The 24,898-nt window shown below is 67.2% G+C and carries 18 protein-coding genes; 8 read left to right on the plus strand and 10 right to left on the minus strand.

What is annotated here, in order from left to right; all coding sequences use genetic code 11:
* Positions 1-62 precede the first annotated feature (62 nt).
* Entirely contained in the window at positions 63-1,736 is a 1,674-nt protein-coding gene (gene ggt, locus QW887_RS18245; protein ID WP_316169455.1) for a gamma-glutamyltransferase, read from the plus strand.
* Positions 1,737-1,739: 3 nt separating this feature from the next.
* Here the strand turns inward: ggt and QW887_RS18250 are convergent, their stop codons facing one another.
* The 4 genes from QW887_RS18250 to QW887_RS18265 form a co-directional block, all read right to left on the minus strand.
* Positions 1,740-3,290, minus strand: coding sequence for a GMC family oxidoreductase (locus QW887_RS18250; RefSeq protein ID WP_316194787.1), 1,551 nt, complete (start codon positions 3,288-3,290; stop codon positions 1,740-1,742).
* Positions 3,291-3,376: 86 nt separating this feature from the next.
* Positions 3,377-4,711 (minus strand): acyclic terpene utilization AtuA family protein, encoded by a 1,335-nt coding sequence (locus QW887_RS18255; RefSeq protein WP_316169457.1) that lies wholly within the window; start codon positions 4,709-4,711, stop codon positions 3,377-3,379.
* Between the two features lie 113 nt (positions 4,712-4,824).
* Entirely contained in the window at positions 4,825-5,949 is a 1,125-nt protein-coding gene (locus QW887_RS18260) for a GGDEF domain-containing protein (protein ID WP_316194788.1), read from the minus strand.
* A 186-nt stretch (positions 5,950-6,135) separates the two neighbouring features.
* Positions 6,136-6,969 (minus strand): glucose 1-dehydrogenase, encoded by an 834-nt coding sequence (locus QW887_RS18265; protein ID WP_315713946.1) that lies wholly within the window; start codon positions 6,967-6,969, stop codon positions 6,136-6,138.
* A 128-nt stretch (positions 6,970-7,097) separates the two neighbouring features.
* Here QW887_RS18265 and xylB point away from each other — a divergent pair, with 128 nt between their 5' ends.
* The 5 genes from xylB (at position 7,098) to QW887_RS18290 (ending at position 12,922) form a co-directional block, all read left to right on the plus strand.
* The gene (xylB, locus tag QW887_RS18270) at positions 7,098-8,543 is read left to right on the plus strand and encodes a xylulokinase (RefSeq protein WP_315713945.1); all 1,446 of its coding nucleotides are present in this window, start codon (positions 7,098-7,100) and stop codon (positions 8,541-8,543) included.
* 148 nt (positions 8,544-8,691) lie between these two features.
* Positions 8,692-10,215, plus strand: coding sequence for a sugar ABC transporter ATP-binding protein (locus tag QW887_RS18275; RefSeq protein WP_315713944.1), 1,524 nt, complete (start codon positions 8,692-8,694; stop codon positions 10,213-10,215).
* Positions 10,208-11,248: an ABC transporter permease subunit gene (locus QW887_RS18280; RefSeq protein ID WP_316194789.1), complete on the plus strand. Its 1,041-nt coding sequence runs from the start codon at positions 10,208-10,210 to the stop codon at positions 11,246-11,248. The genes QW887_RS18275 and QW887_RS18280 overlap by 8 nt, the downstream gene beginning before the upstream one ends.
* A 100-nt stretch (positions 11,249-11,348) precedes the next feature.
* Positions 11,349-12,296 (plus strand): ABC transporter substrate-binding protein, encoded by a 948-nt coding sequence (locus QW887_RS18285; RefSeq protein ID WP_315713942.1) that lies wholly within the window; start codon positions 11,349-11,351, stop codon positions 12,294-12,296.
* Positions 12,297-12,583: 287 nt separating this feature from the next.
* Entirely contained in the window at positions 12,584-12,922 is a 339-nt protein-coding gene (locus QW887_RS18290) for a Rieske 2Fe-2S domain-containing protein (RefSeq protein WP_315713941.1), read from the plus strand.
* A gap of 65 nt (positions 12,923-12,987) precedes the next feature.
* Here the strand turns inward: QW887_RS18290 and QW887_RS18295 are convergent, their stop codons facing one another.
* From QW887_RS18295 to QW887_RS18310, 4 genes are all read right to left on the minus strand, one after another.
* On the minus strand, positions 12,988-14,298 hold the full coding sequence (locus QW887_RS18295) for a methyl-accepting chemotaxis protein (protein WP_316194790.1): 1,311 nt from the start codon (positions 14,296-14,298) through the stop codon (positions 12,988-12,990).
* Entirely contained in the window at positions 14,276-14,797 is a 522-nt protein-coding gene (locus QW887_RS18300) for a PAS domain-containing protein (protein WP_315752630.1), read from the minus strand. The genes QW887_RS18295 and QW887_RS18300 overlap by 23 nt, the downstream gene beginning before the upstream one ends.
* Positions 14,798-15,241: 444 nt before the next feature.
* The gene (gene adh / locus QW887_RS18305; RefSeq protein WP_315713938.1) at positions 15,242-16,759 is read right to left on the minus strand and encodes an aldehyde dehydrogenase; all 1,518 of its coding nucleotides are present in this window, start codon (positions 16,757-16,759) and stop codon (positions 15,242-15,244) included.
* Positions 16,760-16,906: 147 nt separating this feature from the next.
* Positions 16,907-17,908 carry a helix-turn-helix domain-containing protein gene (locus QW887_RS18310; protein ID WP_316194791.1) on the minus strand — a complete coding sequence of 334 codons (1,002 nt, stop codon included), beginning with the start codon at positions 17,906-17,908 and terminating at the stop codon, positions 16,907-16,909.
* 327 nt (positions 17,909-18,235) lie between these two features.
* Between QW887_RS18310 and QW887_RS18315 the strand changes: the two genes are divergently transcribed.
* Positions 18,236-20,425: a methyl-accepting chemotaxis protein gene (locus QW887_RS18315; RefSeq protein WP_316194792.1), complete on the plus strand. Its 2,190-nt coding sequence runs from the start codon at positions 18,236-18,238 to the stop codon at positions 20,423-20,425.
* 85 nt (positions 20,426-20,510) lie between these two features.
* Here the strand turns inward: QW887_RS18315 and QW887_RS18320 are convergent, their stop codons facing one another.
* The gene (locus QW887_RS18320) at positions 20,511-21,992 is read right to left on the minus strand and encodes an outer membrane protein (RefSeq protein ID WP_316194793.1); all 1,482 of its coding nucleotides are present in this window, start codon (positions 21,990-21,992) and stop codon (positions 20,511-20,513) included.
* A 1,106-nt stretch (positions 21,993-23,098) separates the two neighbouring features.
* Positions 23,099-24,079 (minus strand): catalase family peroxidase, encoded by a 981-nt coding sequence (locus QW887_RS18325; RefSeq protein ID WP_316194794.1) that lies wholly within the window; start codon positions 24,077-24,079, stop codon positions 23,099-23,101.
* A gap of 284 nt (positions 24,080-24,363) precedes the next feature.
* On the opposite strand from QW887_RS18325, the gene QW887_RS18330 reads away from it, so the two are divergent.
* Positions 24,364-24,891, plus strand: a complete 528-nt coding sequence (locus tag QW887_RS18330) for a ParB N-terminal domain-containing protein (protein WP_316194795.1) — start codon at positions 24,364-24,366, stop codon at positions 24,889-24,891.
* The last annotated feature ends 7 nt before the right edge of the window (positions 24,892-24,898 follow it).

A 24,898-nucleotide genomic window follows, 5' to 3' on the forward strand; every position in this document is an offset into this window, starting at 1 on the left:
GGATCGGGCAGGATTGCGAAAGACGACCTCTCGGCATCCGCCGTTCGACAGAGGAGACCCGAATGGCTTCGCACATACGGCGCATCGCCGACTTCACCTGCGAGAAGCAGCCGGCGACGGGCTCGCGCGGCATGGTGGTGACCAATCATCCGCTCGCCTCCAGCGCCGGTGCCGAGATGCTGATGCGTGACGGCAACGCGATCGATGCCGCGGTCGCCGCGCTGTTCGCGCTGACGGTGGTCGAGCCGATGATGGTCGGCATTCTCGGCGGCGGGCTGTCGCACATCCGCCTTGCGGATGGACGGCACATCGTGCTCGACGGATTGAGCACCGCGCCGCGGCGCGCCACGCCAGGAATGTATGATCCGGTCTCCGACGAGATCACGCTGGCGCGCGAGACCCGCGGCCGCCGCAACGTCGCAGGCGCGCTCGCGGTCGCCGTGCCCGGCGCGCTGAAGGGATGGTGCGAGGCCCTGTCGCGCTTCGGCCGGCTGCCACTGGCCGAAGTGATGGCGCCGGCGATCCGGCTCGCTGAGCACGGCTTCATCGCCAGTCCCTATCTCAACGATTGCGTGCGGCTGGTCGCGGACGACCTCGCGCGTGACCCGCATCTGTCGACGCTGTTCCTGCCGGGCGGCGAGCCCGTCAGGCCAGGCACGCGCGTGATCCAGACCGACTATGCGGCATCGCTGCGGCTGATCGCGGAGCAAGGACCGGACGCTCTCTATGGCGGGCCGCTCGGGATCGCGCTGGCCGACTACACGGCCGACAATGGCGGGCTGATCGATGCGAGCGACCTCGCCGCCTACAAGGTGATCGAACGCGCGCCGATCCGCGGCCACTATCGCGGCCATGAGATCATCGGCCCGCCGCCGCCCTCCTCCAGCGGCGTGCACATCGTGCAGATGCTGAACATCCTCGAGGGTTTCGACGTCGGCGGGCTCGGCTTCGGTTCGGCCGATGGCGTGCACGTGCTTGCCGAAGCCTTGAAGATCGCCTTTGCCGACCGGGCGGTCGCCACCGCCGATCCCGCTTTCGTCGACGTGCCGGTCGAGCGGCTGACGTCGAAGGCCTATGCCGCGCAGCGGCGGGCGCAGATCGACATGAGCCGGGCCCGGAGCTTCGGCCCGGGCCTTGCGCCGACGGAGTCCGCCAACACCACCCATGTCACGGTCGCCGATGCCGAGGGCAACGTCGTCGCGGCGACCCAGACCATCAACGGCCTGTTCGGCGCCTGCGTGCAGATCCCGGGCACCGGCATGACCGCCAACAACTACATGTACAATTTCGATCCGCATCCGGGCCGCGCGCTGTCGATCCAGCCGGGCAAGCGCGTCTTCACCTCGATGGCGCCGATGATGGCGCTGCGCGACGGCCGCTTGCGCTATGCGCTCGGCCTGCCCGGCGGCCTGCGCATCTTTCCCTCGGCCTTCCAGGCGCTGGTCAACCTGATCGACCACGGCATGTCGCTGCAGGAGGCGGTCGAGGCGCCGCGGCTCTGGACGCAGGGCGGCGTGCTCGAGCTCGAGCCGGCGTTTCCCGACCATGTGGCGCGGGAGCTCGCCGCACGCGGGCACGAGATCAAGCGCGAGCCGGTCGTGGCCGGCGGCATGAACGCGATCGCGTTCGGCGACGACGGCACGCTGACAGGAGCCGCGTGCTGGCGCGCCGACGGCACCCCGATCGCGATCTCCGGCGGGCGCGCCCGCGCCGGGCTTCGCTTCGCCATCGCGTGAGCTCTACAGGCGCTCTCGCATCATCCGCGCGATCGCCTCGCCGATCACGACGGTGGTGAAATGCGTGTTGGCGCGGCAATCGGACGGCATGATCGAGGCATCGGCGACGCGCAGGCCGGCAATGCCCTTCACGCGGCCGTCCGGATCGACCACGCCGTCGCCATCGTCGAATCCGCTCATGCGGCAGCTCCCCGCCGCATGCTGGATGTCGCCGGTGACCTGCCGCAGCAGCGCATCGAGCTCGGCCTCGGGCAGCGCAGCCGCCTGCGGCAGCGTGAACTCCGTATCGCCGAGGCGAATCCAGTCGGCGATGTCGCGCAGCGCCGGCTGCACCGTGATCACGGCCAGCCGCTTCACCGCGTCCCGCATTCGCGCCACGTCGCGCGGATCGGCCAGCATGTTCTCCTCGACGATCGGATCCACGCTCGGATCGGTCGAGGCGAGCCTGAGCGTACCGCGCGAGAAGGCGTTGAACAGTCCGGCGCCGATCGCGCCGGGCACGCCGATGCCCCGATGGTTGAACGCGATCAGGATCATGTCGCGCTTGCCGCCGCCGGCGAGGCCCGACGAGTAGGTGACGCAGCAATTGGTATGGCGCGTGTCGCGGTCGGTCGGACGCAGCGCCTCGCGGAGCTGGATGGTGGTGCGGAACAGCGGATGATCGAAGAAGTGCCGGCCGACCGGAAGATCACGCACGACCGCAATTCCCATCGCCAGCAGATCGGTCGCAGGGCCGATACCCGAGCGCAGCAGGATCGCGGGGCTGTGGATCGCGCCGGCACACAGCACGACCTCGCGCGCCGCGACGTTTTTCACGCCTTCACCTTCGATGTGGACGCGCACGCCGGTCGCCCTGCCGTCGCTGATCAGCAGCCGATCGACCAGCGCCCGCCCCCGGATCTCCAGGTTCGAACGGCCGCGGGCGGGCTCGAGATAGCCCTCATTGGTGGAGATACGGCGGCCGTTGCGGCTGTTGATCGGATAGCAGGCGACACCCTCGCCATCGGGCCCGTTGAGATCGTCGCACCAGCGATAGCCGCTCGCCAGCGCGGCATCGCGCAAGCCACGATCGATCGGGCCCCATGTGTCAGGCGGTGCGCGAGTGACTGGAAGCGGGCCGCCGCGACCGTGCCCCTCGCGATCACCGAATGCGAGATCGTCCTCGATCACCGCGAACAGCGGCATGATGTCCTTGGCCGACCATCCCTTGCAACCATTGGCCGCCCATTCATCGAACGCATCGGCCACGCCGCGGATCGCGATCTGGCCGTTCATCATCGAGCTGCCGCCCAGCCCCTTTCCGCGCCAGTAGAAACGCATGTCCTGCCCGGCGACGCGGCGGGACATCAACTCCGGCCACTGCCATTTCTCCTGGAAGGCGCGATCATGGATGATCGGAATCGGGTTGGGCGTCACGATCTCCCACGGCGCGTCGTCCGCGCGCCAGTCCGCGCCGGCTTCGAGCAGCAGGACCCGCGTCCGGGGGTCTTCGGACAGGCGCGCAGCGACGACCGCTCCCGCGGAGCCGCCGCCGACCACAATGACGTCATACATGGACTGAATTCTCGCTTGTTCTCAGGCACCGCAACCATGACGGCCAGCTTGCGCTGCCGAGAGCGATCCGTGAAGCCCTTGAAAACTCAGGCCGTCAGCATGCCGACGCAGAGCTGCGGCGCATCCTCGGCAACGAGACAGGAGGCGACGGCGATCACCTCGCGCGCCGATTTCCAGGCGCCGCCGCCACCTGCCGGGCCATTGGTGTAGAGCGTCTCGACCTCGTTGCCGATACGGATCGCCTCCGCCATCGTCTCGGTCCGCCCGGCGACGCGAACGCGCACCTCGTAGGGCTCGGTACCCTGTGCGCGATCGTCGCCATGCAGCGCATTCAACCCGATCAGGTCGCAGCGCAGCTCGTTCACCGCCACGCCGGTGAGCGCGAGGCGCTCCCTGACGACATCGAGCGCAAGGCGGCCGCGCGTGACCGCGCCAGGGCCGGCATAGGAGATCTGACCCTCGCCGACATAGGAATCGAGATAGCCGACCGAGGTCTTCAGCAGTCCCGTCTTCGGCCGGCCGCGACCGCCGACCACCCTGACCCGGTCCGGACCAAGCTCCTCGACGGTCACCTGCGAGAAATCCGCCACGACGTCGGGTTGGAAATATTGCACGGGATCGTGGATCTCATAGAGCAGTTGCTCCTTCACGGTCGCCGGCGTGACGCAGCCGCCGGAGCCCGCGACCTTGGTCACGATCAGTTCGCCATCCTCGCGCACCTCGCCGATCGGAAAGCCGAGCCGGGCGAGATCGGGAACATCCTTCGCTCCGGGATCGGCGAAATAGCCGCCGGTGATCTGTCCAGCGCATTCGAGCAGATGACCGACGACGGTGCCCTGCCCGAGCCGGTCCCAATCATCCAGGGCCCAGCCGAACTCGTGGATCAGAGGTCCGAGAAACAGCGCCGGGTCGGCGGCGCGCCCGGTGATCACGACATCCGCGCCGGCCGCGAGCGCCTCCGCGATCGCGCCCGCCCCGACATAGGCGTTGGCCGAGACGACCCGATTGCCGAGGGCCCGGATCGTGTCACCGGTGTCGAGCACGACATCCGCTGTCTTCAACGGCTCCAGAACATCGTCGCCGGTCACGGCCGCGATCTTCAGCCCCGTCAGTCCAAGCCGGCGCGCGATGGTGCGGGTGGCTTCGGCCGCGGCGACCGGATTGGCCGCCCCCATGTTGGTGATGATACGGACCTTGTTGGCGCGGCAGATCGGCAGCACGGCCTGCATGCGCGCCGCCAGCAGCGGATCATAACCGGCGGCCGGATCCTTCATGCGCGCCTGCTGCGCCAGCGCGATCGTGCGCTCCGCCAGGCACTCGAACACGAGATAGTCCAGGCCGCCCTTCGCCGCGAGCTCCACCGCAGGCTCGATCCGGTCACCGGAATAGCCCGCTCCGGCGCCGATCCTGATGCTCCGCATCGGCCGCTCCTCCTGACATCGTGCGCCGTTCGTCGGCTTCTGCCGGCCACATTAGCGGCCGCGGTCCGAGCTTGCCAGCGTCCGCGTGGAACGGTCAGGCTGCCATCGTGCTGCTAGTCCGCGAGCGCCAGCGTCGGCGCCTCGCTGCTCGCCGTGCATGCGACGGCAACGGCCATGTATTCATCGGCCCAGCACCAACGCTGGCCGCCGGCACGCTTGGCCGCATAGAGCGCGCGATCGGCCTGGTCGAGCAGCGCCTCGGTGTCCGCCTGCCGATCCTCGGTGACCAGGATGCCGGCGCTGGCGCCGATCTGAACGCGCGTTCCAGCCAGCGTGAAGGGTTGCGACAGCGCCGTCACCGCCGCTTGCGCGAACACGAGAGCGGCGTCACGTCCCACCGCGGGCAGCAGCAGCATGAATTCGTCGCCGCCGAACCGCGCCGCCAAGCCCGTTTCGCCGAGGCAATCCTGCAGACGTGCGCCGACCTGGCACAGCAGCTCGTCACCGGCCTGATGGCCGAACCGGTCGTTGACGAGCTTGAAGCCATCGAGATCGACCGCGATGATGGCGACGGGGCGATCGCACCGGCCGAGCGCGGCGATGAACGCGGCGCGGTTCGGCAGGCCGGTGAGGAAATCGCGCAGCGCCTGCCGCGCCAAGGCCTGCTGCGCCGTGATCCGCTCGGTGAAGGCGGCCGTGAGTCGATACGACGTGCCGCGCAGCGTGATCCAGAACAGCACCACCATGCCGGCGCCCATCCGGTACACCGGCTCGGGCTGCATCAGGCAGGCCACCACGGTCGGAATCAGCAGCACCGCCGAGGAGGTCATGACGATCCATGGGCTGACACGCGACACGATGCCGACGCAGAAGGCCATCGACAGGCCGAAGCACATCCAGATGCCCGGCCCGTCGCCGATCTGAAACGCGCGTGCCGACAACGCACCGACGGCCAGACCGAAGACGGCGGCGCCGAGGCCGTAGAGGCGTTCCCAGCGAATGATCGCATCGTGATCGAGCCGATCGAAGCGCGCGGCGAACATCCGTAGCTTGAGAACACGAAGGGCGCCGATCACCAGCAGCACCACCGTGATCGCGGCGTAGCCCGGATCGCGCGCAACCCAGGCCATCACGCTGCCGATCACGACGGCGGCGGCCGAGATCGTCCCGACCAGCGGCATCGAGCTGTACAGCAGATGCGCGAGATCGCGACGAATGTCCGGGTCCAATCGATGCATCGCAATTCCAGTTCGCCAAGCGCGCGCACTCTCGTACCCACGCCTTAACGAAATCTCGCTGCACCCGCGAAGGGCTGCCATGCGCCGCGGATGCTTAAGAGATCCTCACTGCGACGATGACAATGCAAGTGGATAGAATGCGAATGATGGTACGCGCACGCGCGCATGAGCGATGCAGGGCCGGGATCAGCTCGCCCAATTGTCTCGGAATTCGCCGAACAGCGTGATGCCGCCGCATGCATAGATCGTCTGTCCGGTGATGTAGCTCGCTTCGGACGAGGCGAGAAAGGCGAACACGCCGGCGATCTCTTCCGGGCTCGCCACCCGCCCCATCGGAATGTGGGACTCGACCGCGGCGCGCTTGGCCGGGTCCCCGGTCCAGGCCGCGTTGATCGGCGTGTCGACGGCGCCCGGCCCGACCGAATTGACGCGGATGCCGCGCCCGGCGAATTCGAGCGCCAGGGTCCGCGTGAGGCCCGCCATCGCGCTCTTACTGATCGAATAAGCGAGATAGCCGGGCTTCGGAATGATCTGGTGCACGCTTGAGGTGTTGATGATGTTGCCGCCGCCGCGCGTGACGAAATGCGCCAGCGCGTGACGCGCGCAGAGCACGGCACCGTTGAGGTTGACCTCGAGGATCTTGCGATACGTGTCGACGTCGAGCGCCTCGCTGGGCGATTCCCGCTGAAAGCCGGCATTGTTGACCAGGCAGTCGAGCCGGGGCCAGCGCTTCAGCACCGTCTCGAACATCTCGGCGATCTCGGCCTCGACGCCGATGTCGGCCTTCACGGCAACGTGATCACGCGAGCCGTGACCATGCGCGGCAGAGGCGGCCTGCACCAGCGCCAGGGTTTCGTCGCCGGACGGCGACGGGCCGCCGAAATTGATCGCGACATGCGCACCCTCCTCGGCAAACCGCACCGCGATCGCGCGGCCGATGCCTTGCGTTGCGCCCGTCACCAGCGCGTAGTGTCCGACGAGACGCGACGCCCGTTCGGCTGGTTGGTCAGATGGCTCCATGTCTCGACTCCGTGAAAATGATCTCGCCTCAGCGCGCTGCGATGACTCGCGTTCGGATGACAAGGCTATCAGGAGTCTGGTATCGCTCCACTCCGTATCCGTCGTTGCGCACGCAGGCGTGAGACGTCATGTATCTCGGCATCGATCTTGGAACATCCGCGGTCAAGACGATCATCGTCGATGACACGCAGCGCGTCGTTGCGAGCCGCAGCCACGCCTTGACGATGGACGTGCCGCGACCGGGCCGGGCCGAGCAGGACCCCGCCGCATGGATCGGCGCGGTATTCGCCACGCTCGATGCGCTGAAGGCGGATCATCCCGGCGCGTTGGCGGCGGTGGACGCCATCGGCCTGTCGGGCCAGATGCATGGCCCGGTGCTGCTCGATGCCGCGATGAATCCGTTGCGGCCCTGCATTCTCTGGAACGACGGCCGGTCGGAGCGCGAATGCGCTGCGCTGGAGCAGCGCTGGTCCGCCTTGCGCACGATCACCGGCAACAAGGCGATGCCCGGCTTCGCCGCGCCGAAGCTGATGTGGATCGCGGCGCACGAGCCCGAGATCTTCGCGGCCACGCGGCTGGTTCTGCTGCCGAAGGCCTATGTCCGGCTGGTGCTGACGGGCGATGCGATCGAGGACATGTCCGATGCGTCCGGCTCGCTCTGGCTCGATGTCACCAGGCGCGACTGGTGCGACGAGGGCCTCGCCGCCACCGGCCTCACCCGTGCGCAGATGCCGCGCCTCGTCGAAGGCTGCGCGCCGGCAGGCCGGTTGCGCAGCAACCTCGCGGAACGCTGGGGCATGACGAAGCGTCCAACCATCGCGGGAGGCGCCGGCGACAACCCGGCCGGCGCCATCGGCATCGGTGCTGTCCGGCCGGGCGCCACATTCATCACGCTCGGCACGTCCGGCGCCGTGATCTCGCCGGTCGACGCCGTCACGGCCAATCCCGAGCGCGTCGTTCACACCTTCTGTCATGCCATCCCGGCGATGTGGCTACAGGCTGGCGCGATGCTGTCGGCGGCCTCATGCCTCGCCTGGGTCGCGCGGCTGCTCGGCGCGAGCGAGACCGAGCTGCTCGCCCCGCTGGGCGCGGGCCCCGCCGCGCCGTCGCCGGTCAGCTTCCTGCCCTATCTCGCGGGCGAGCGCACGCCGCATGACGATCCCCATGTCCGCGGCCTGCTCGACGGCCTGAGCCACGCCACCGACCGCAACGCCATCGTCCAGGCGGTGCTCGAGGGCGTTGCCTTCGCACTGGCCGACTGCCGCGACGCGCTGACGGAAACCGGGCTCGTCATTGCCGAAGCGGATGCGATCGGCGGCGGATCGCGCTCGGACCTTTGGCTGGCGATCCTGGCGAATGTGCTCGGCATTCCCGTTCATCGGCTGGCCGAGGGCGAGACCGGCGCCGCCTTCGGCGCGGCGCGGCTGGCACGTCTTGCCGTCACCGGTGAGGACATCGGCGCGGTCTGCACGCCGCCGGCGCGCGTGCGGACCTTCGCTCCGGACGTCGCGCTGTCGGCAGCCTATGCCGAGCGGCGGCGGCGCTGGCGACAGCTCTATCGTCGGCCGAGCTAACCGGATCTCCGAAAGGCATTCGTCGCGGCGACGTGTTGCGGCGGCGTCTCTTTCATATTGTATTCGGCAACAGCCTCTAGTTTAATGGCTTCCCGCGCCAGCGATCAACGAGCCGCGGACGACGAGACGACGTGCATTGGGAGGCACGATGAGCGGTCCGATCCTCGAGATGCGCGGGGTGTCGAAGTCATTCTTCACCATCAAGGCCCTGCACAAGGTCGACCTCACCGTCTACGCCGGCGAAGTCCATGCGCTGATGGGCGAGAACGGTGCCGGCAAATCCACGCTGATGAAGATTCTCTCCGGCGCCTATCGCCCGGATCCCGGCGGTGAGATCCGCATCGAGGGCCGGCCGGTGCGCATCGAAGGGCCGATGGGCGGCCGCAACGCCGGCATTTCGATCATCTACCAAGAGTTGTCGCTGGCGCCGAACCTGACGGTCGCCGAAAACATCTATCTCGGCCGCGAGCTGTCGCAGAGCGGCCTGCTCGCGCGCAGCACGATGCGCGAGGGCGTCGGACCGATCCTGGACCGGCTCGGCGCCGATTTCACGGCCTCCACCTTGGTGGCCGAGTTGTCGATGGGCCAGCGCCAGCTGGTGGAGATTGCCCGCGCGCTGCATGCACGATCCAAGATCCTGATCATGGACGAGCCGACCACCTCGCTGTCGGCCGGCGAGAGCGAGAAGCTGTTCGCGCTGATCCGCCAGCTCCGCGCCGAAGGGCTCGCCATCATCTACATCTCGCATCGCATGGACGAGGTCTATGCGCTCGGCGACCGCGTCACCGTGCTGCGCGACGGCCGGCTGGTCGGCTCGCTCGACAAGCCGGAGATCCGCGCCGACAGCATCGTCCGCATGATGGTCGGCCGCGACGTGTCGTCGTTCTACAAGAAGGACCACGACCCGCACGCCAAGCGTGATCGCGCGGTGCTCAGCGCCGTCGACCTCGGCGACGGCCATCGCGTCAAGAATTGCTCGTTGACCGTTCATGCCGGCGAGGTGGTCGGCCTCGCCGGGCTGATCGGCGCCGGACGCACCGAGCTCGCGCATCTCATCATCGGAGCCGCGCCGAAGACGACCGGACACATCGAGCTCGACGGTGAGAAAGTCAGCATCGACACGCCGCGCGATGCGCTCGATGCCGGCATCGCCTATCTGACCGAGGACAGGAAGGCGCTCGGGCTGTTCCTCGACATGTCCTGCGCCGACAACATCAACCTCGCCGTGATCGGACGGGACGCGAAGCCCGGCGGCATTCTCGACCGCGACAAGGCGCGCGCACGCGCCGACGAGGCGTTCAGCGCGCTCGGCATCCGCGCTCCCAATCCGGGCGTCACCGTCGGCGGCCTGTCGGGCGGCAATCAGCAGAAGGTGCTGCTGTCCCGCCTGCTTGCGACCGCGCCGAAGGTCCTGATCCTGGACGAGCCGACCCGCGGCGTCGATGTCGGCGCCAAGTCCGAGATCTATTCGATCATCGACAATCTCGCCAAGTCCGGCACCGCGATCCTGGTGATCTCGTCCGACCTGCCGGAAATTCTCGGCATCTGCGACCGCGTGCTGGTGATGCGCGAAGGGCATCTGGCCGGCGAGCTGCAGCAGAGCGCGACATCCCCCATCACCCAGGAAGACATCATGGCGCTGGCCACCGGGACGGAGCACGTCGATGCCTGACAACAGTTCGTCGCAAGCCAAGACCGCGCCTTCATCCGGCCTGCCGTCCGCATCGGACAACAAGCAGCAGCGGCTACGGCTGATGATCCGCGCCGCCGGCATGCTGCCGGTGCTGCTGATCCTCTGCCTCGGCTTCCACATGCTGTCCGACGGACGCTTCTTCTCCGGACAGAATCTCGGCATCGTGCTGCAGCAGGCCGCCGTGAATACCGTGCTCGCCGCCGGCATGACCTTCGTCATCCTGACCGGCGGCATCGATTTGTCGGTCGGCTCGATCCTCGCCGCGGCTGCCATGGCCGGCCTGACACTGTCGAAGATGCCCGATCTCGGCGCACTGTGGCTGCCGGCCGCGGTGCTGACGGGCCTTGCCTTCGGCGTCGTCAATGGCGCGTTGATCGCGCTATTGCGGCTGCCGCCGTTCATCGTGACACTCGGGTCGCTCACGGCGGTGCGCGGTCTCGCCCGCCTGATGGGTGGCGACACCACCGTGTTCAACCCATCGATTCCCTACGCCTTCATCGGCAACGCCTCGCTGACGATCATTCCCGGCGTCGTCTCGATCCCCTGGCTGTCGGTGATCGCGCTGCTGGTGATCCTGGGCTCCTGGCTGATCCTGCGCCGGACCGTGCTCGGCGTGCACATCTATGCCGTCGGCGGCAATGAGAGCGCCGCGCGACTCGCCGGCATCAAGGTCTGGGCGGTGCTGATCTTCGTCTACGGCATGTCCGGCCTGCTCGCCGGCCTCGGCGGCGGCATGCAGGCGGCGCGGCTCTATGCGGCGAACGGTCTGCAGCTCGGCCAGTCCTACGAGCTCGACGCGATCACCGCCGTCATTCTCGGCGGCACGTCGTTCGTCGGCGGCATCGGCTCGATCTGGGGCACGCTGGTCGGCGCGCTCATCATCGCGGTGTTGTCGAACGGGCTCATCTTGGTCGGCGTGTCCGACATCTGGCAATACGTCATCAAGGGCCTCGTGATCATCGGCGCCGTCGCGCTCGACCGCTACCGGCTGCAGGGCTCGGCCCGCACCTGAGACAACATGGCGGGCGCCTCCGGGGCCCGCCACAACGCATTCTTCCACGGCCACTGGTCCGCCGTGCGTAGACGAACAGGAAGGACCAGGGAGGAAACACATGGTCAAGTCGATGTTATCAGCCGGTGCCGCGCTGGCGCTCGTGATGAGCTCCGCGCCGTCATCGGCCAAGGAGCTGAAATCGATCGGCGTGTCGCTGGGCTCGCTCGGCAACCCGTTCTTCGTCGCGTTGTCGAAGGGCGCCGAGTTCGAGGCCAAGAAGACCAATCCCAACGTCAAGATCACCGCGGTCGGCTTCGAATATGATCTCGGCAAGCAGGTCACCCAGATCGACAATTTCATCGCCGCCGGCGTCGACATGATCCTGCTCAACCCGGGAGATCCCAAGGCGATCGGCCCGGCGATCAAGAAGGCGCAGGCGGCCGGCATCCTCGTCGTTGCGGTCGACACCGCGGCCGAGGGCGCCGATGCCACCGTGACGACCAACAACGTGCAGGCCGGCGAGATCTCGTGCCAGTACATCGTCGACAAACTCGGCGGCAAGGGTGACGTGATCATCGAGAACGGGCCGCAGGTGTCGGCGGTGATCGACCGCGTCAACGGCTGCAAGAGCGTGTTCGCCAAGGCCCCCGGCATCAAGGTTCTCTCCAGCGACCAGGACGGCAAGGGCTCGCGCGAGGGCGGCCTCACGGTGACGCAGGGCTATCTCACCCGCTTCCCGAAGATCGACGCCATCTTCGCCATCAACGATCCGCAGGCGATCGGCACCGATCTCGCTGCGCGTCAGCAGCAGCGCACCGGCATCATCATCACCGCGGTCGACGGCGCCCCCGACATCGAGGCGGCGCTGAAGGATCCGGCCTCGCAGCAGATCCAGGCCTCGGCCTCACAGGATCCGTTCTTCATGGCCCGCCGCGCCGTGCAGATCGGCGTCGGCCTGCTCAATGGCCAGAAACCGGCCTCGACGGTCGAGCTGCTGCCCTCCAAGCTGATCACGCGCGACAATGTCGGCGAGTACAAGGGTTGGACCTCGGAGCGGAAGGAATAGAGTTCGATCGTCGACCCGCATCTGATTGAAAGCAATGAGAAGCGCCGCCCTCTCTGGGGCGGCGTTGTGCTTAGAACCGCATTCTGTCTCGTCGGCGTGCCTTCAACGACCGATCGCCGCGGACTCGCGCGTCGATGGGAGATGTCGCAAACAATGTTCTCGACGGGGGAATTCAACCTGCGCTGCGCCCTGTCGCGTTTGCTACAAGACTCCCCTGTTTGTCCCGCTTTCCGCTGGTCCGGAACTTGCGTGGGCCTGCCTGACCGCATCAATCAGCAGGCGATCCGATGGCTTTCACCGCAGTCTGTCCGACAAGCGCCATGACCGAAGGCGGCATGGGCCTGTACCAGGTCGGCAAGAAGAGCGTGCTGCTGCTCTGGCCCCGTGGCGGCGAGCTGAAGGCCTATCGCGGCCGCTGCCCGCATGCCGACGTGCCGCTGGCGGAAGCGACCTTCGACGGCCGGACGATCACCTGCCCGCACCATCAATGGGGCTTCGACGCCACCCACGGCAAGTGCGTCACCCACCTCGTCCGCAATGCGTTGCACGCCTACCCGCTGCAGGTCGAGGGCGATGAGATCCAGGTGGATGTCGGGCCGGTGAAGCCGGCACGCGCCGCGAGCTGATCGGGCCCAGGCCGGCCGGGCGCTCGACGGTCGCGCGGCAGACACCTGCCCGCACACCGCCGCAGCTATCCCGTTGCCATCAGCCGCTTCATGAACTGGTCGACCTCGCGACGCAGCGTCTCGACCTCACCATGGACCCGCTCGGAGGCATTGTTGACCCGCGCCGCGATCCGGCCGGTGTCGGCGGCAGCGCTGCTGATCGCGCCGACATTGGACGCGACCCGTGCCGTGCCGGACGAGGCTTCCTGAACGTTGTGCGCGATGTCTCGCGTCGCCGCCGCCTGCTGGTCGACCGCGGCCGAGATGGCGGAAGCGATCTCGTCGATCTCGGCGATCGTTCGCGCGATCGCCTCGACCGACGCGACCGACGTGGAGGTCGAGTGCTGCATCTCGTTGACCTTGGCGCTGATCTCTTCGGTCGCCTTGGCGGTCTGATCGGCAAGACTCTTGACCTCGGCCGCAACGACGGAAAAACCGCGCCCGGCGTCGCCGGCCCGCGCCGCTTCGATCGACGCGTTGAGCGCCAGGAGATTGGTCTGTTCCGCGATCTCGCTGATCAGCTTGACCACGTCGCCGATCCGGACCGCGGCATCGGCCAGTTCGCGGATCTCCCCGCCGGCACGATTGGCCTCGCTGACCGCACGCCCGGCGCTTTCGGTGGAGCGTGAAACCTGCCGGCCAATTTCGGCGATCGAGGACGCGAGCTGATCGGCCGCGCCCGCCGCCGTCTGAACATTGGACGACGCGCGCCCCGAGGCGGCGATCACATCCTCGGTCTGGCGGCTGGTTTCCGTCGCGGCCGTCGCGACGTGGCCGGCATCGGACTCGAGATCCTCCGCCGCACCGACGAGGCTGACGACGATCTGATCGAGTTGGGTGCCGAACTGCCGGGCCAGACCCGCAATGTCGACCACCCGGCGGCCGAGGCTGTCGGTGCCCTGGTTGATGATCGCCGCGGACCGGCGGAATGCGCCAGGCAGGCCTCGCGCCATGATCTTGCGGAAATGCTTGCCGCGGCTGGCATAGTCCATCGACGCCGACGCTTCGCGCACGAAGGCGTCGGTGATGTCGAGCATGTCGTTGATCGATTTCTGCAACAAACCGATGTCGCCGTGCTGGCGCCGGCTCAGCACCCGCGGCTCGAGGTTGCCTTTGGCCGCGCTGTGACACACCATGGCCGCTTCCGCGACCACGGCGGCCGCCAACCGCAGCTGCCACAGGGCAAGGCCGAGCAGCAGCGCGACCGCGATGAGCAGCGCTCCGCCTGCCGCGGGCGGGGTCGCGCCGGCGACGACGAGCCAGGCCAGCCCGCCGAGTGTCAGCAGCGCCGCCGCCGCGATCGCGATCTGCGCCTTAGAGAGAGAGCACGAACTCATCATATTCAACGCCTTGTTGTTTGATCACCGCGACCATCATGTCAAAGCTTGCGCGCAGGCCGTCCTTGGCATTGGCGTGGCGCGCCTCTTCGTCGCACAGCGCCTTGTAGATGGACTTGAGCCGCTCGATCGGCGCACGCTCGGGTCTGCGGCGGTTGGAATGGTAGCCGATGATATTGCCCTGGTCGTCCAGCGTCGGCGTCACATGGGCGAGCACCCAATAATGGCTGCCGTCCTTGGCCAGGTTGACGACATAGGCGAAGATCTCGCGCTTGGCCTCCAGCGTGTCCCACAGCAGCTTGAAGACGCAGCGCGGCATCTCGGGATGGCGGATCAGGCTGTGAGGCGCTCCCAGGAGCTCGTCATAGCTATACCTGGCCATGCGAACGAAGACGTCGTTGGCGTAGGTGATGCGTCCCTTGCGGTCGGTCTTCGAGACGATCAGGTCTTCTTCGCCGAGCATGTGCTCGATTCCCGTCGGCTTCACAACGTGGGCCATGGCTGGTCCTCCTTGCGGTCATCACGATGCGGGGCGGACAGACGGGATGTCCCGGCCTTCACGGACGGTCCGGTCGACGCGCTGGCGGAACCGGCGTCGTCCGGCATGCGGCCGGGTGTCACCGAGACCCCCATCGACCGGCTTTCGTCGGCTCAGGAAAAAGGCTGTCCGCCTCACCGGCCTCAATCTGACGTTAACTGTCAAACATCGCGTTAACCGGGAGGTCCGCCAAACTACAGAGACCGCCCGCGGCAGGGACGGGACGCGCCGGCTCGATGGTCGGCGTTGGGTCTGGACCGCTGGCCGGAGGATCGCATCGGCCGTCGCCTTGTCGGAAGATGTGGCACAAGGACCAGGAGGTGCGTACGTGACGCCACGCAACCTCGTGAGACGCGCACGGACCGGTCGGGGCGCTCATGCCCGACCGGCCCGGCGCCCCCTGCCTCAGAAGAAGCCGAGCTTCTTCGGGCTGTAGCTGACCAGCATGTTCTTGGTCTGCTGGTAGTGGTCGAGCATCACCTTGTGGGTCTCGCGTCCGACGCCGGACTGCTTGTAACCGCCGAACGCCGCATGCGCCGGATAGGCGTGATAGCAGTTGGTCCAGACGCGCCCCGCCTGGATGTTGCGGCCGAAGCGGTAGCAGGTGTTGGCGTCGCGGCTCCACACGCCGGCGCCAAGGCCGTAGAGCGTGTCGTTGGCGATCGCCAGCGCCTCGTCCTCGGTCTTGAAGGTCGTGACCGAGACGACCGGCCCGAAGATCTCCTCCTGGAACACGCGCATCTTGTTGTGTCCCTTGAACACCGTCGGCTTGACGTAATAGCCGCCGGCGAGATCGCCGCCGAGCATGTTGCGCTCGCCACCGATCAGGAGCTGCGCACCCTCGTTCTTGCCGATGTCGATGTAGGACAGGATCTTGGTGAGCTGCTCCGAGGAGGCCTGCGCGCCGATCATGGTGGCGGGATCGAGCGGGCTGCCCTGCACGATCGCGCCGACGCGCTTCAGCGCGCGCTCCATGAAGCGCTCGTAGATCGACTCGTGGATCAGCGCACGGCTCGGGCAGGTGCAGACCTCGCCCTGGTTGAGCGCGAACATCACGAAGCCCTCGATCGCCTTGTCGAGGAAGTCGTCGTCCTCGGCGCAGACGTCCTTGAAGAAGATGTTGGGCGACTTGCCGCCGAGTTCGAGCGTGACCGGGATCAGGTTCTGGGACGCATATTGCATGATCAGCCGCCCCGTCGAGGTCTCGCCGGTGAAGGCGATCTTGGCGATGCGGTTCGACGACGCCAGCGGCTTGCCTGCTTCGAGGCCGAACCCGTTGACGACGTTGAGCACGCCCGGCGGCAGCAGATCGCCGACGATCTCCATCAGCACGAGGATCGAGGCCGGGGTCTGCTCGGCCGGCTTGAGCACGACGCAGTTGCCGGCGGCGAGCGCGGGCGCGAGCTTCCAGGCCGCCATCAGGATCGGGAAATTCCACGGAATGATCTGGCCGACGACGCCGAGCGGCTCGTGGAAGTGATAGGCGATGGTATCGTGGTCGATCTCGGCGATCGAGCCTTCCTGCGCGCGGATCACGCCGGCGAAATAGCGGAAGTGATCGATGGCGAGCGGGATGTCGGCGGCCGTCGTCTCGCGGATCGGCTTGCCATTGTCCCAGGTCTCGGCGAGCGCGAGCTTGTCGAGATTGGCCTCCATGCGGTCGGCGATCCGGTTGAGGACCATCGCGCGCTCGGTGACGCTGGCGCGGGCCCAGCCGTCCTTGGCGGCATGCGCGGCGTCGAGCGCGGCCTCGATGTCGGAGGCATCGGAGCGCGCGATCTGGCACACCGGCTGGCCGGTGATCGGCGAGATGTTGTCGAAATATTTGCCGGCGTTGGGGGCCTTCCAGGCGCCGCCGATGAAATTGTCGTAACGCGCAGCGAACGGCGGCTTGAACGCCGCATTGACGTCAACCTTGGTCATCTGTCTCTCCCATTCACGCCGATGCACACGGCGTTGGAGAGAGGCTCGATCAAACCGGCGCAACAGACCAGAGGCCGGAACGAGCGCGTCCGAGGAAGTGTCGCAGTTCTGCGACATCTTGGCTGCGATTCGACAGCCGCGGCGCGTTCACCGCTCGAGCCCGAGCCGCTTCATCTTCCGGTGCAGGGTGGCGCGCGACATGTCGAGCTCCTTCGCCGCCTTCGAGACGTTGCCGCCGGCGCGCGCCAGCGCGCGCTTCAGAACGGCACGCTCGGCGGCGTCGATGTCGTCGCCCTCGGTGGTTGCGTCCTTGATCAGGTCGCCGGCTGGCACCGGGCGCGCCAGCGCGGACGAAGAAAGGTTGAGCGCACGGCGCGCCGCCCGTGTGGCACCGATGACGAGGTCGTTGCGATCGACTGCCAGCAGCGAGTTGATCTCGCGCTCGCTGTCCGGCGTGAGCACGATGCGGGCGTGCGGAAAGGCCTGGCGGAAATTCTCCGCCTCGATCAGGCGCGCGGCATCCGCGACGGTGGTCGCGATCAGCCGGCTGAAGCCTTCGGTGAGATCGGCACGACAGGAGGAGACGTCGAGCGCGGCCTTGAGCTGACCGTGCTCGTCGAAGATCGGCGCGGTGGTGCAGAACAGGCGCGCGTTGCGCGACAGGTAGTGCTGATCGCGGTCGATGGTCAGCGGCCGCTTCTCGACCAGGCAGGTGCCGATGGCGTTGGTGCCCTCGTGCCGCTCGCTCCACACCGCGCCGGTCCACAGGCCCCAGGATTCGAAGGTGGCGTCGTCCCCGCGGGCGCCGCGGCGCTCGAGCACGGTGCCGTCGGCATCGGCGAGCAGCACCGAGCAGCCGACGCCCCCAACCGCCAGGAATAGCCGGTCGAGGCTCGCCTGCGCGATCGCGAGCAGCCGCCCGAGCCGCGCGCGCGCGTCCGCGATTTCGGCGGCCGTCAGGCGAGCCGGCAGCTTCGGCGTGGCGGGATCGAGCGCATGGAGATGGCCGGAGCGGCGCCATGACGCCGCGAGCGCCGAAACCGCCGGCGCGCCTCTGTCGGCTCTGCTGTCAGCGTCAGCCTTCGCAGCCCCCTTGGCCAAGGCCTCCAGGACGCGATCCGAATGGGCATTCCCGGGCGAACGCCCCATGTCCCTCCTCCCGGCTCTCCCCGCGTTGGCGCGGCTTATTGCTAGACTAGCGCAACTACAGCACCGCGGTTTGACCGGCGTCAAGGAACGCCGACCAGGCTGCAATCCTTCGCTCGCCGCCGGGGCCGCGACCGATGCCTCACTTTCCCCGGACGACTACGGAGGTGTCGCAACACTGCGACACTCCCTCGCCTGAACTGGTCCGTGCGCCCTGAAATGGAGCCGGTGCCTTAAAGCACATTAATCCTCAGTCCGGATGGTTCCCGCACGCGCTTCGCACCGACGAACGTCATTGCCGGTGTCGCGAGGCAACCATGAGAGGGAAACATGCGCCTATCCTTTGCGGCAATACGCTCCATCCAGACCAAGATCGCCTTGATCGCCGGCTTCTGCCTGGCGCTCACCTGCGTCATCCTGATCGGCTACGGTCTGTTCTCGACGCAGAGCATGAACCAGTACGTCAACCACGAGGTGATGCAGCTCGTCGATCGCCAAACCAAGGAAAGCCTGATGAACCGGGCCTCCACCGAGGCCAACGTCATCAAGGCCGAGCTGGAGGTCGGGTTCGACGCCGCGCGCACCCTGGCGCAGTCCTTTGCGGTGTTGGCGGACGCCAAGAACGGGACCGCCACGAGCGCCCGCCGCGCGCAGCTCAACGCCGTGCTGCGGCATGTGCTGGAGCTCAATCCCGCCTTCAACGGCACCTACTCGGCCTGGGAGCCCGATGGGCTGGACGGCAACGATGCGGCCTTCAAGGCCAACAAGGAAATGGGCTCCGATCACACCGGCCGCTTCCTCCCCTATTGGACGCGAAGCGCCGGCGGCGCAATCGCCGTGCAGCCGCTGGTCGAATACGACAGCAGCGAGCGCCATCAGAATGGCCTCGTGAAGGGCGCCTGGTACATCAACCCGAGCACCACGGGGAAGGAGAACATCCTCGGACCGCTGCCCTACATCGTCCAGGGCAAGCCGGTGTTCCTGGCCACGATGTCCGTTCCCGTCATGATTGACGGCAAATTCCGCGGTCTCGCCGGCGCCGACTACAATCTCGACTTCGTGCAGAAGCTGGCGGTCAAGATCAACACCTCGCTGTTCGACGGCAAGGGCAAGGTCGTGATCCTCAACGACACCGGCCTCGTCGTCGCCGACAGCGCCGACCAGAACGTCATCGGCAAATCCGCCGCCGAGGCCGACTCGCGCTGGGCCGACAGCGCCGCCATCGTTCGAACCGGCAAGGGCACCGTTCTCGACGAGCCCAACAATCCCAACGTCGACATCTACGCCCCGATCACATTCGGTCTCACCGACACGCCCTGGTCGGTCGTGATCTCCGTCCCGCGCGACGTCGTTCTCGCCTCTGCACGGCAGCTCGACGCCTCGCTCAGCGGCCGCTCGACCAACAACACGCTGTGGCAGCTCGGGGTCGGAACGCTGATCACGGCGCTTGCGATCTTCCTCATCTGGGTGGCGGCACGGGGCATTGCCCGTCCGATCCAGGATTGCGCCGTGTTTGCCAACGGCATCGCCAAAGGCGACTTCAACCAGACCCTCACCATCGAGCAGGCGGACGAGGTCGGAGCCCTCGCCACCTCCCTGAAAGCCATGCAGGGCGACCTGAAGCAGAGCATCGCGCAGCGCGCCGAGGACCAGGCCGCCGCCGACGCCCAGCGCCGCCACGCGATGAGCCAGATGGCGGATCAGTTCGAGGCGTCCGTCGGCGGCATCGTCGAGACCGTGTCGGCTGCCTCGAGCACGCTGGAGACGTCGGCCGGCTCGTTGAGCGCCACCGCGGAGCGGGCGCAGACGCTGGCTACGACGGTCGCCGTGGCATCGGAGCAGGCGTCCGCCAACGTGCAGTCGGTGGCGTCCGCGACCGAGGAGATGGCCTCCTCGGTGACCGAGATCAGCCGCCAGGTGCAGCAGTCCGCGCGCATGGCCAACGAGGCCGTCACGCAGGCACGCTCCACCACGGGGCGGGTCGGCGAGCTGTCGAAGGCGGCCGCGCGGATCGGCGACGTCGTCGAGCTCATCAACAGCATCGCCGGCCAGACCAACCTGCTCGCCCTGAACGCCACCATCGAGGCGGCACGGGCGGGCGACGCCGGACGCGGCTTTGCCGTGGTCGCCACCGAGGTCAAGGCGCTCGCCGAGCAGACCGCGAAGGCGACCGGGGACATTGGCCAGCAGATCGCGGGCATCCAGACCGCCACCCAGGAGTCCGTCGGCGCGATCCGCGAGATCAGCGAGACCATCGAACGCCTGTCGGAGATCTCGGCCACCATCGCCGCCGCAGTCGAGCAACAGGGCGCGGCGACGCAGGAGATCTCACGCAACGTCCAGCAGGCGGCCCAGGGCACGCAGCAGGTCTCCTCGAACATCACCGACGTGCAGCGCGGCGCAAGCAGCACCGGGACCGCGTCCTCCGAGGTGCTGTCGGCGGCGAAGCTGCTGTCGCGTGACAGTGGCCGCCTGAGGGACGAGGTCGGCAAGTTCCTGAGCTCGGTCCGCGCGAGCTGAGCGCCGGCCGACCAAGACCGAAAAGGCCGCCTGGATGAACCAGGCGGCCTTTGTCGTGTGGGATGCAATGCGTCTGCTGCTGATCTCAGCGGCCGCCGCGCGACAGCATCTCGAAGCGGTAGTTGACGCCGACCATCGCCGTGTGGAGCTGGGTCTTCTGGCTGACGACGTTCGGCCCTCCGGTGATCGCGGCGGCGCCCGGCAGCGTGCCGGTCACGGTGCCGAAATCGGCGTAATCATATTCGGCGAAGGCCGACCAGTTGCGGGCGAACATCCACTCGACGCCGGCGCCGACCGTCCATCCGCTGCGGTTGAACGCCACGCTCGCCGACTGCCCGGTGGCGGTGTTGACGACCGAAACGTTGGTCCGTGTCCACGCCGCACCACCGCGCACGTAGGCCAGGATCTCAGGTGTCACGAGATAGCCGGCACGCACCGTGGCGGTGTAGAGGTTGCTCGTCCGCGTGTTCATCGTCAGCGCCGGCCCGAGCGGGCTCGACGCGTTGATGATGCCGATATCGGCCATGGCCTGGAGGCCGACGACGAAGCGGTCCATCTGGTAATCGCAGCCGAGCTGCAGGCCGCCGATGACGTCGCTGCCATTGCTCGAGATGGCGGTCGGAATCTGCACGGCAGCGACGGGCAGCGGCGCCACGTTGCCGCCGCCTGCCACCGGCGGCTGGTTCTGCGGCGGCGGGTTGCCATTGTTGCCCTGCGGCGGCGGGTTCGGCTGGCCGCCGCCATTGTTCGGCGGCGGATTCTTGGGCGGCCAGGGCTTGTCCGGATGATACGGCCATCCGCCATGATGGTAGTTGCCGCCCTGCTGCTGCCAATGATCCTTGTCGGGCTGCTTGTCGCCATAGCCGCCCTTGCCGTCATCATTGTCGCGCGGCTTGCCGCCCCAGCCGTAGCCGCCATGCTTGTCGTCGTCGCGTTGATCCGGCTTCAGCCAGGCGTAGCTGTCACGCTCGCTCTTCAGCGGCTGCTTCGACCAGCCGAAACCGAGTGGCTTGTCGTATCCGTCGTCCTTCTTCCCACCCCATCCGGAAGCCGGCTTGTCGTGATCGTCCTGCCGATCACGGTGCAGCCAAGCCGATCTGTCGGAGTAGCCGTTTGAATGCAGCTGCGACCAGCCGCTCGACTTGTCATGGTCGTCGTCGTGATGCTTGTCGAACCAGCCGCCACCATATTTGACGTCGTTGTAGTTGTTGTCCTTGTTCTTGGATGGCGCCGACGGCCAGGACGACTTGTTGTCGCCGCCTTTCGATCCAACCTTTGGCCAGTCGTGATCCTTGTCGCCGTACGGCTTGCCGGGCTGCCACCAGCCCTTGTCGCCGCGCTCACAGATCGGGGGCTTTTGCGGCGGCTTATGCGGCGGCTTCCACCCGCCGTTATTCCCGCCGGGGTTGTTCGGCGGCGGCGGGTTCGGCGCAGGGTTTGCAACCACAGGCGGCTTGACCACAGGCGGGTTGTTCGCATTGCCGACCGGTTGCTGCACGGGCTGAACGGGCGCGGCGGCGGCATTGGCGACCTGACTCCACGTCTGCTGCTGGCGTGACCAGGCCATCCCGGCATTCGCGCCGGCATGGCAGCCACTCCACCTGTAGGCGAAGACGTCGGGCGGCGGGAGCGGGGGAGGCAGGGCGAGATCAGTCGCCCAGACCGATGTCGTACTTCCTGCGAAAGTAGATAGGCAAAGGCATACGCCAAATACGCGACGCATCGAACTCACAACTCCTGAACACGTGCCGCAACAAACGGCGGCCGCATCAGGAGGGTGAGATTGTGTCGCGAACTGAATTGAAAAATGTCATTCGGAAGGAATGCAGATCGGGCCCCCGACGCGATCGAGATTCGGCTTTGACTGTTGCACGCAAGATGCAGGATTCTGGCAAAAAGAAGCAGCGCGCGACACGATTGCGACAAACGGCGCGATGCGCGATGCCGTCGCGGCTCATGAGTTCATTCGTAGACGAACGTGCGCACCGAACTCACTGGATGCGCAGCGCGCGGCCCCGCGCTCGACGGCATGCTTCCTGATCGCGCGCACCTCGCGATCGTCGTCCTTCACATCTACTACACGCCTCGATTGCATCACATCGAGCAGGGCGGCACATCGGCTGCACGGTCGCCATCGTCTTCGACGCGCCGACGCTCGGCGGTCCATGCGTGTCGACAACCCCTGCTCTTGGTTTCGCCGTTATCGCGCAGCCTGTGCGACGTCATCGATCGGGAGAGAAAGCGGCGGACGCCGCCGCAATCGCACCGAATGAGGCGTGGCTTCGTCAACGTTGCGGCAACTCATCGGGGGCGCGTGCCGCGAAGCATCCATAATTGCGGCCGGTTGTGTCGTGCTCACTCGCCGGGCTCGAAGGCCCCAGAGGGGGTCGATCCGATCCTGCACTCCGCAGAGATGCACCCATTTCCGCTCGTTCTGGATTGCGATCAGGATCGAACGAAGCTAGGTCACCGCCGATCGCGACCGGAAATACGGATTTGAGCTCGCCGCCAAGTCGTCCGGTCATCAGCACAAGCGCCGCCCGCTGCGCGCAGCATCATGGCTGGGCTCGCCTCGGCCATGACGACAGACTGAGGCCCGTCGGGCGGATCAGCGCAGCGTGATCCGCCGCACCGCGCGGTGCGCACGGCACATGGTGTGTCATGCCACCATCATCACGGATTGCGCCGGGAGAACGAGATGGCATAGGCGCCGTTGCGGATGTCGATCATCGGATCGTCGGAGGCCTCGATGCCGTCGGTGAGCTGGCCCGGCAGGAACAGCAGCTTCTTCTGCGCGGCGTCACTGTCTTCGACCGCCTTGTCGATCGTCAGCACGCCGAGCTCGACCAGCTTGCGATCGTCAGGCCACGGCTTTGCCGGATCCTTGGTGTCGTCGCCGGCCGCGGCGAGCTGCGCCTTGAAGCGGAACGTCACCGGCCCCTGCTTCAGCCGCGCCGGCAGCTCGGCCATCAGGAAGTCCGGCGCGCGTTTCGCCGCGTCCTCCTGGTCGATATGCACGACCCTCTCCGGCAGCATCTGCCAGCGCACCGCCTGCTTCTCGCCGGCCTTGTTGACGAGGACGAAGGCGTTGACGCCGAAATAGGCCTCGTCGGCAAGACTGTCTGGCGTCGCGATGGTGCCGAGCGCCGCCGGCACCGAGGGATGGCTGGCGATGAACTGCTCGAGCCTGGTCGGCTTGACCGCGTTCGGTCCAGAGTCCGCGATCGCCAGGAACAGATCGCGCAACTCCGCACCGGTCGAGACGGGGAAGAATTTCAGCGAATTGATCACGAGGTCCATGTCGCTGCCATCGGCGAGGTGAAACTTCACCGCCATGCCGTGCGGATTGGCGTCGCCGGAGCCGTCCGGCAGGTTCGGCACGCCGGTGGAGTCCGAGAACCGCACCGTCACCGGAATTTCGCCGCCGCTGAACAGCGACGCCTTGCTCAAGGTCGCCGCCTCGGTCGACGGCTTGAACTTGCCCTCGACCACGACGCCCTTGGCGTGATTGGCGCGAAAGCCGGCGTGCACGCCGAACACCTTGTTCATCGCATTGACGAGTTGCTCCTCGACCGGCGGTTCCTGCGCGAGGGCAGCGGCGGGCAACGCGAGAGCGATCCCGGCCAGCGCGGCAACGAGTGTGCGTATCGTCATGAGCGGCGTCCTCCTGTATGAGCGATGCAGCATAGCAGCATGAATTGACGCGTGAGCGATTTTCGAGCGCGGCCGATTGGGCGCCCATCACAGCGGCATGATCCACCTTGCGGTCTGACAGGAGCCATCACGCCCCATCACCGCTCCTTGCGGCGAGATGGCGAATGTCTCTATTGTAGCCGCACGTGCCCGGTCTGCCTCCCTCCGCCCTGCGGTGCGGATCCGGGGATCGTGCCCCCTCCGACCCTGACGCCGGACGGCGCGCCCACGACGGAGTTTCGACTGTGTCCGCACCGGAAAGCTTCCCCATCGACAAGATCCACATCCCCGACAAGAAGCGCAAGGCGCTGAAGCAGGACGCGGTCGACGCGCTGGCCGAAAGCATTTTGGAGGCCGGCCAGCGCGAGCCGATCCTCGTCCGCCGCGACAAGGACCATTTTGTCCTGGTCGAAGGTCTGCACCGCCTCGAAGCCTGCAAGGCCCTCGGCGAAAGCGCCATCATGGGTCTGCTGATCTCCGCCGAGGAAGCCCGCCAGCGCGAGCTGCCACCGCCGCCCGTCGATCCGGAGCGCGAGAAGATGGAGCGGCTGCGCAAGCTGCGGCTGGAGAAGGAGGAAGCGGAGAAGCTCACAACGGCGCCGAGGGGTGTCTCGGGCGCCCATGCCGCGACGCGCCCGCGCGGGCCGACGGAGACGACGAACCGGAGCAACAGGACTGCCACCGCGAAACCATCGCGCCCCGGACAAGGATCGTCGCCCCGGACCTTGTCGGATTGGATCAAGCAACAAGAGCGCAGCGGCGGGCGATACTGACGGTTTC

It is taken from the genome of Bradyrhizobium sp. SZCCHNRI3052, from assembly GCF_032484895.1.
GTDB lineage: Bacteria > Pseudomonadota > Alphaproteobacteria > Rhizobiales > Xanthobacteraceae > Bradyrhizobium.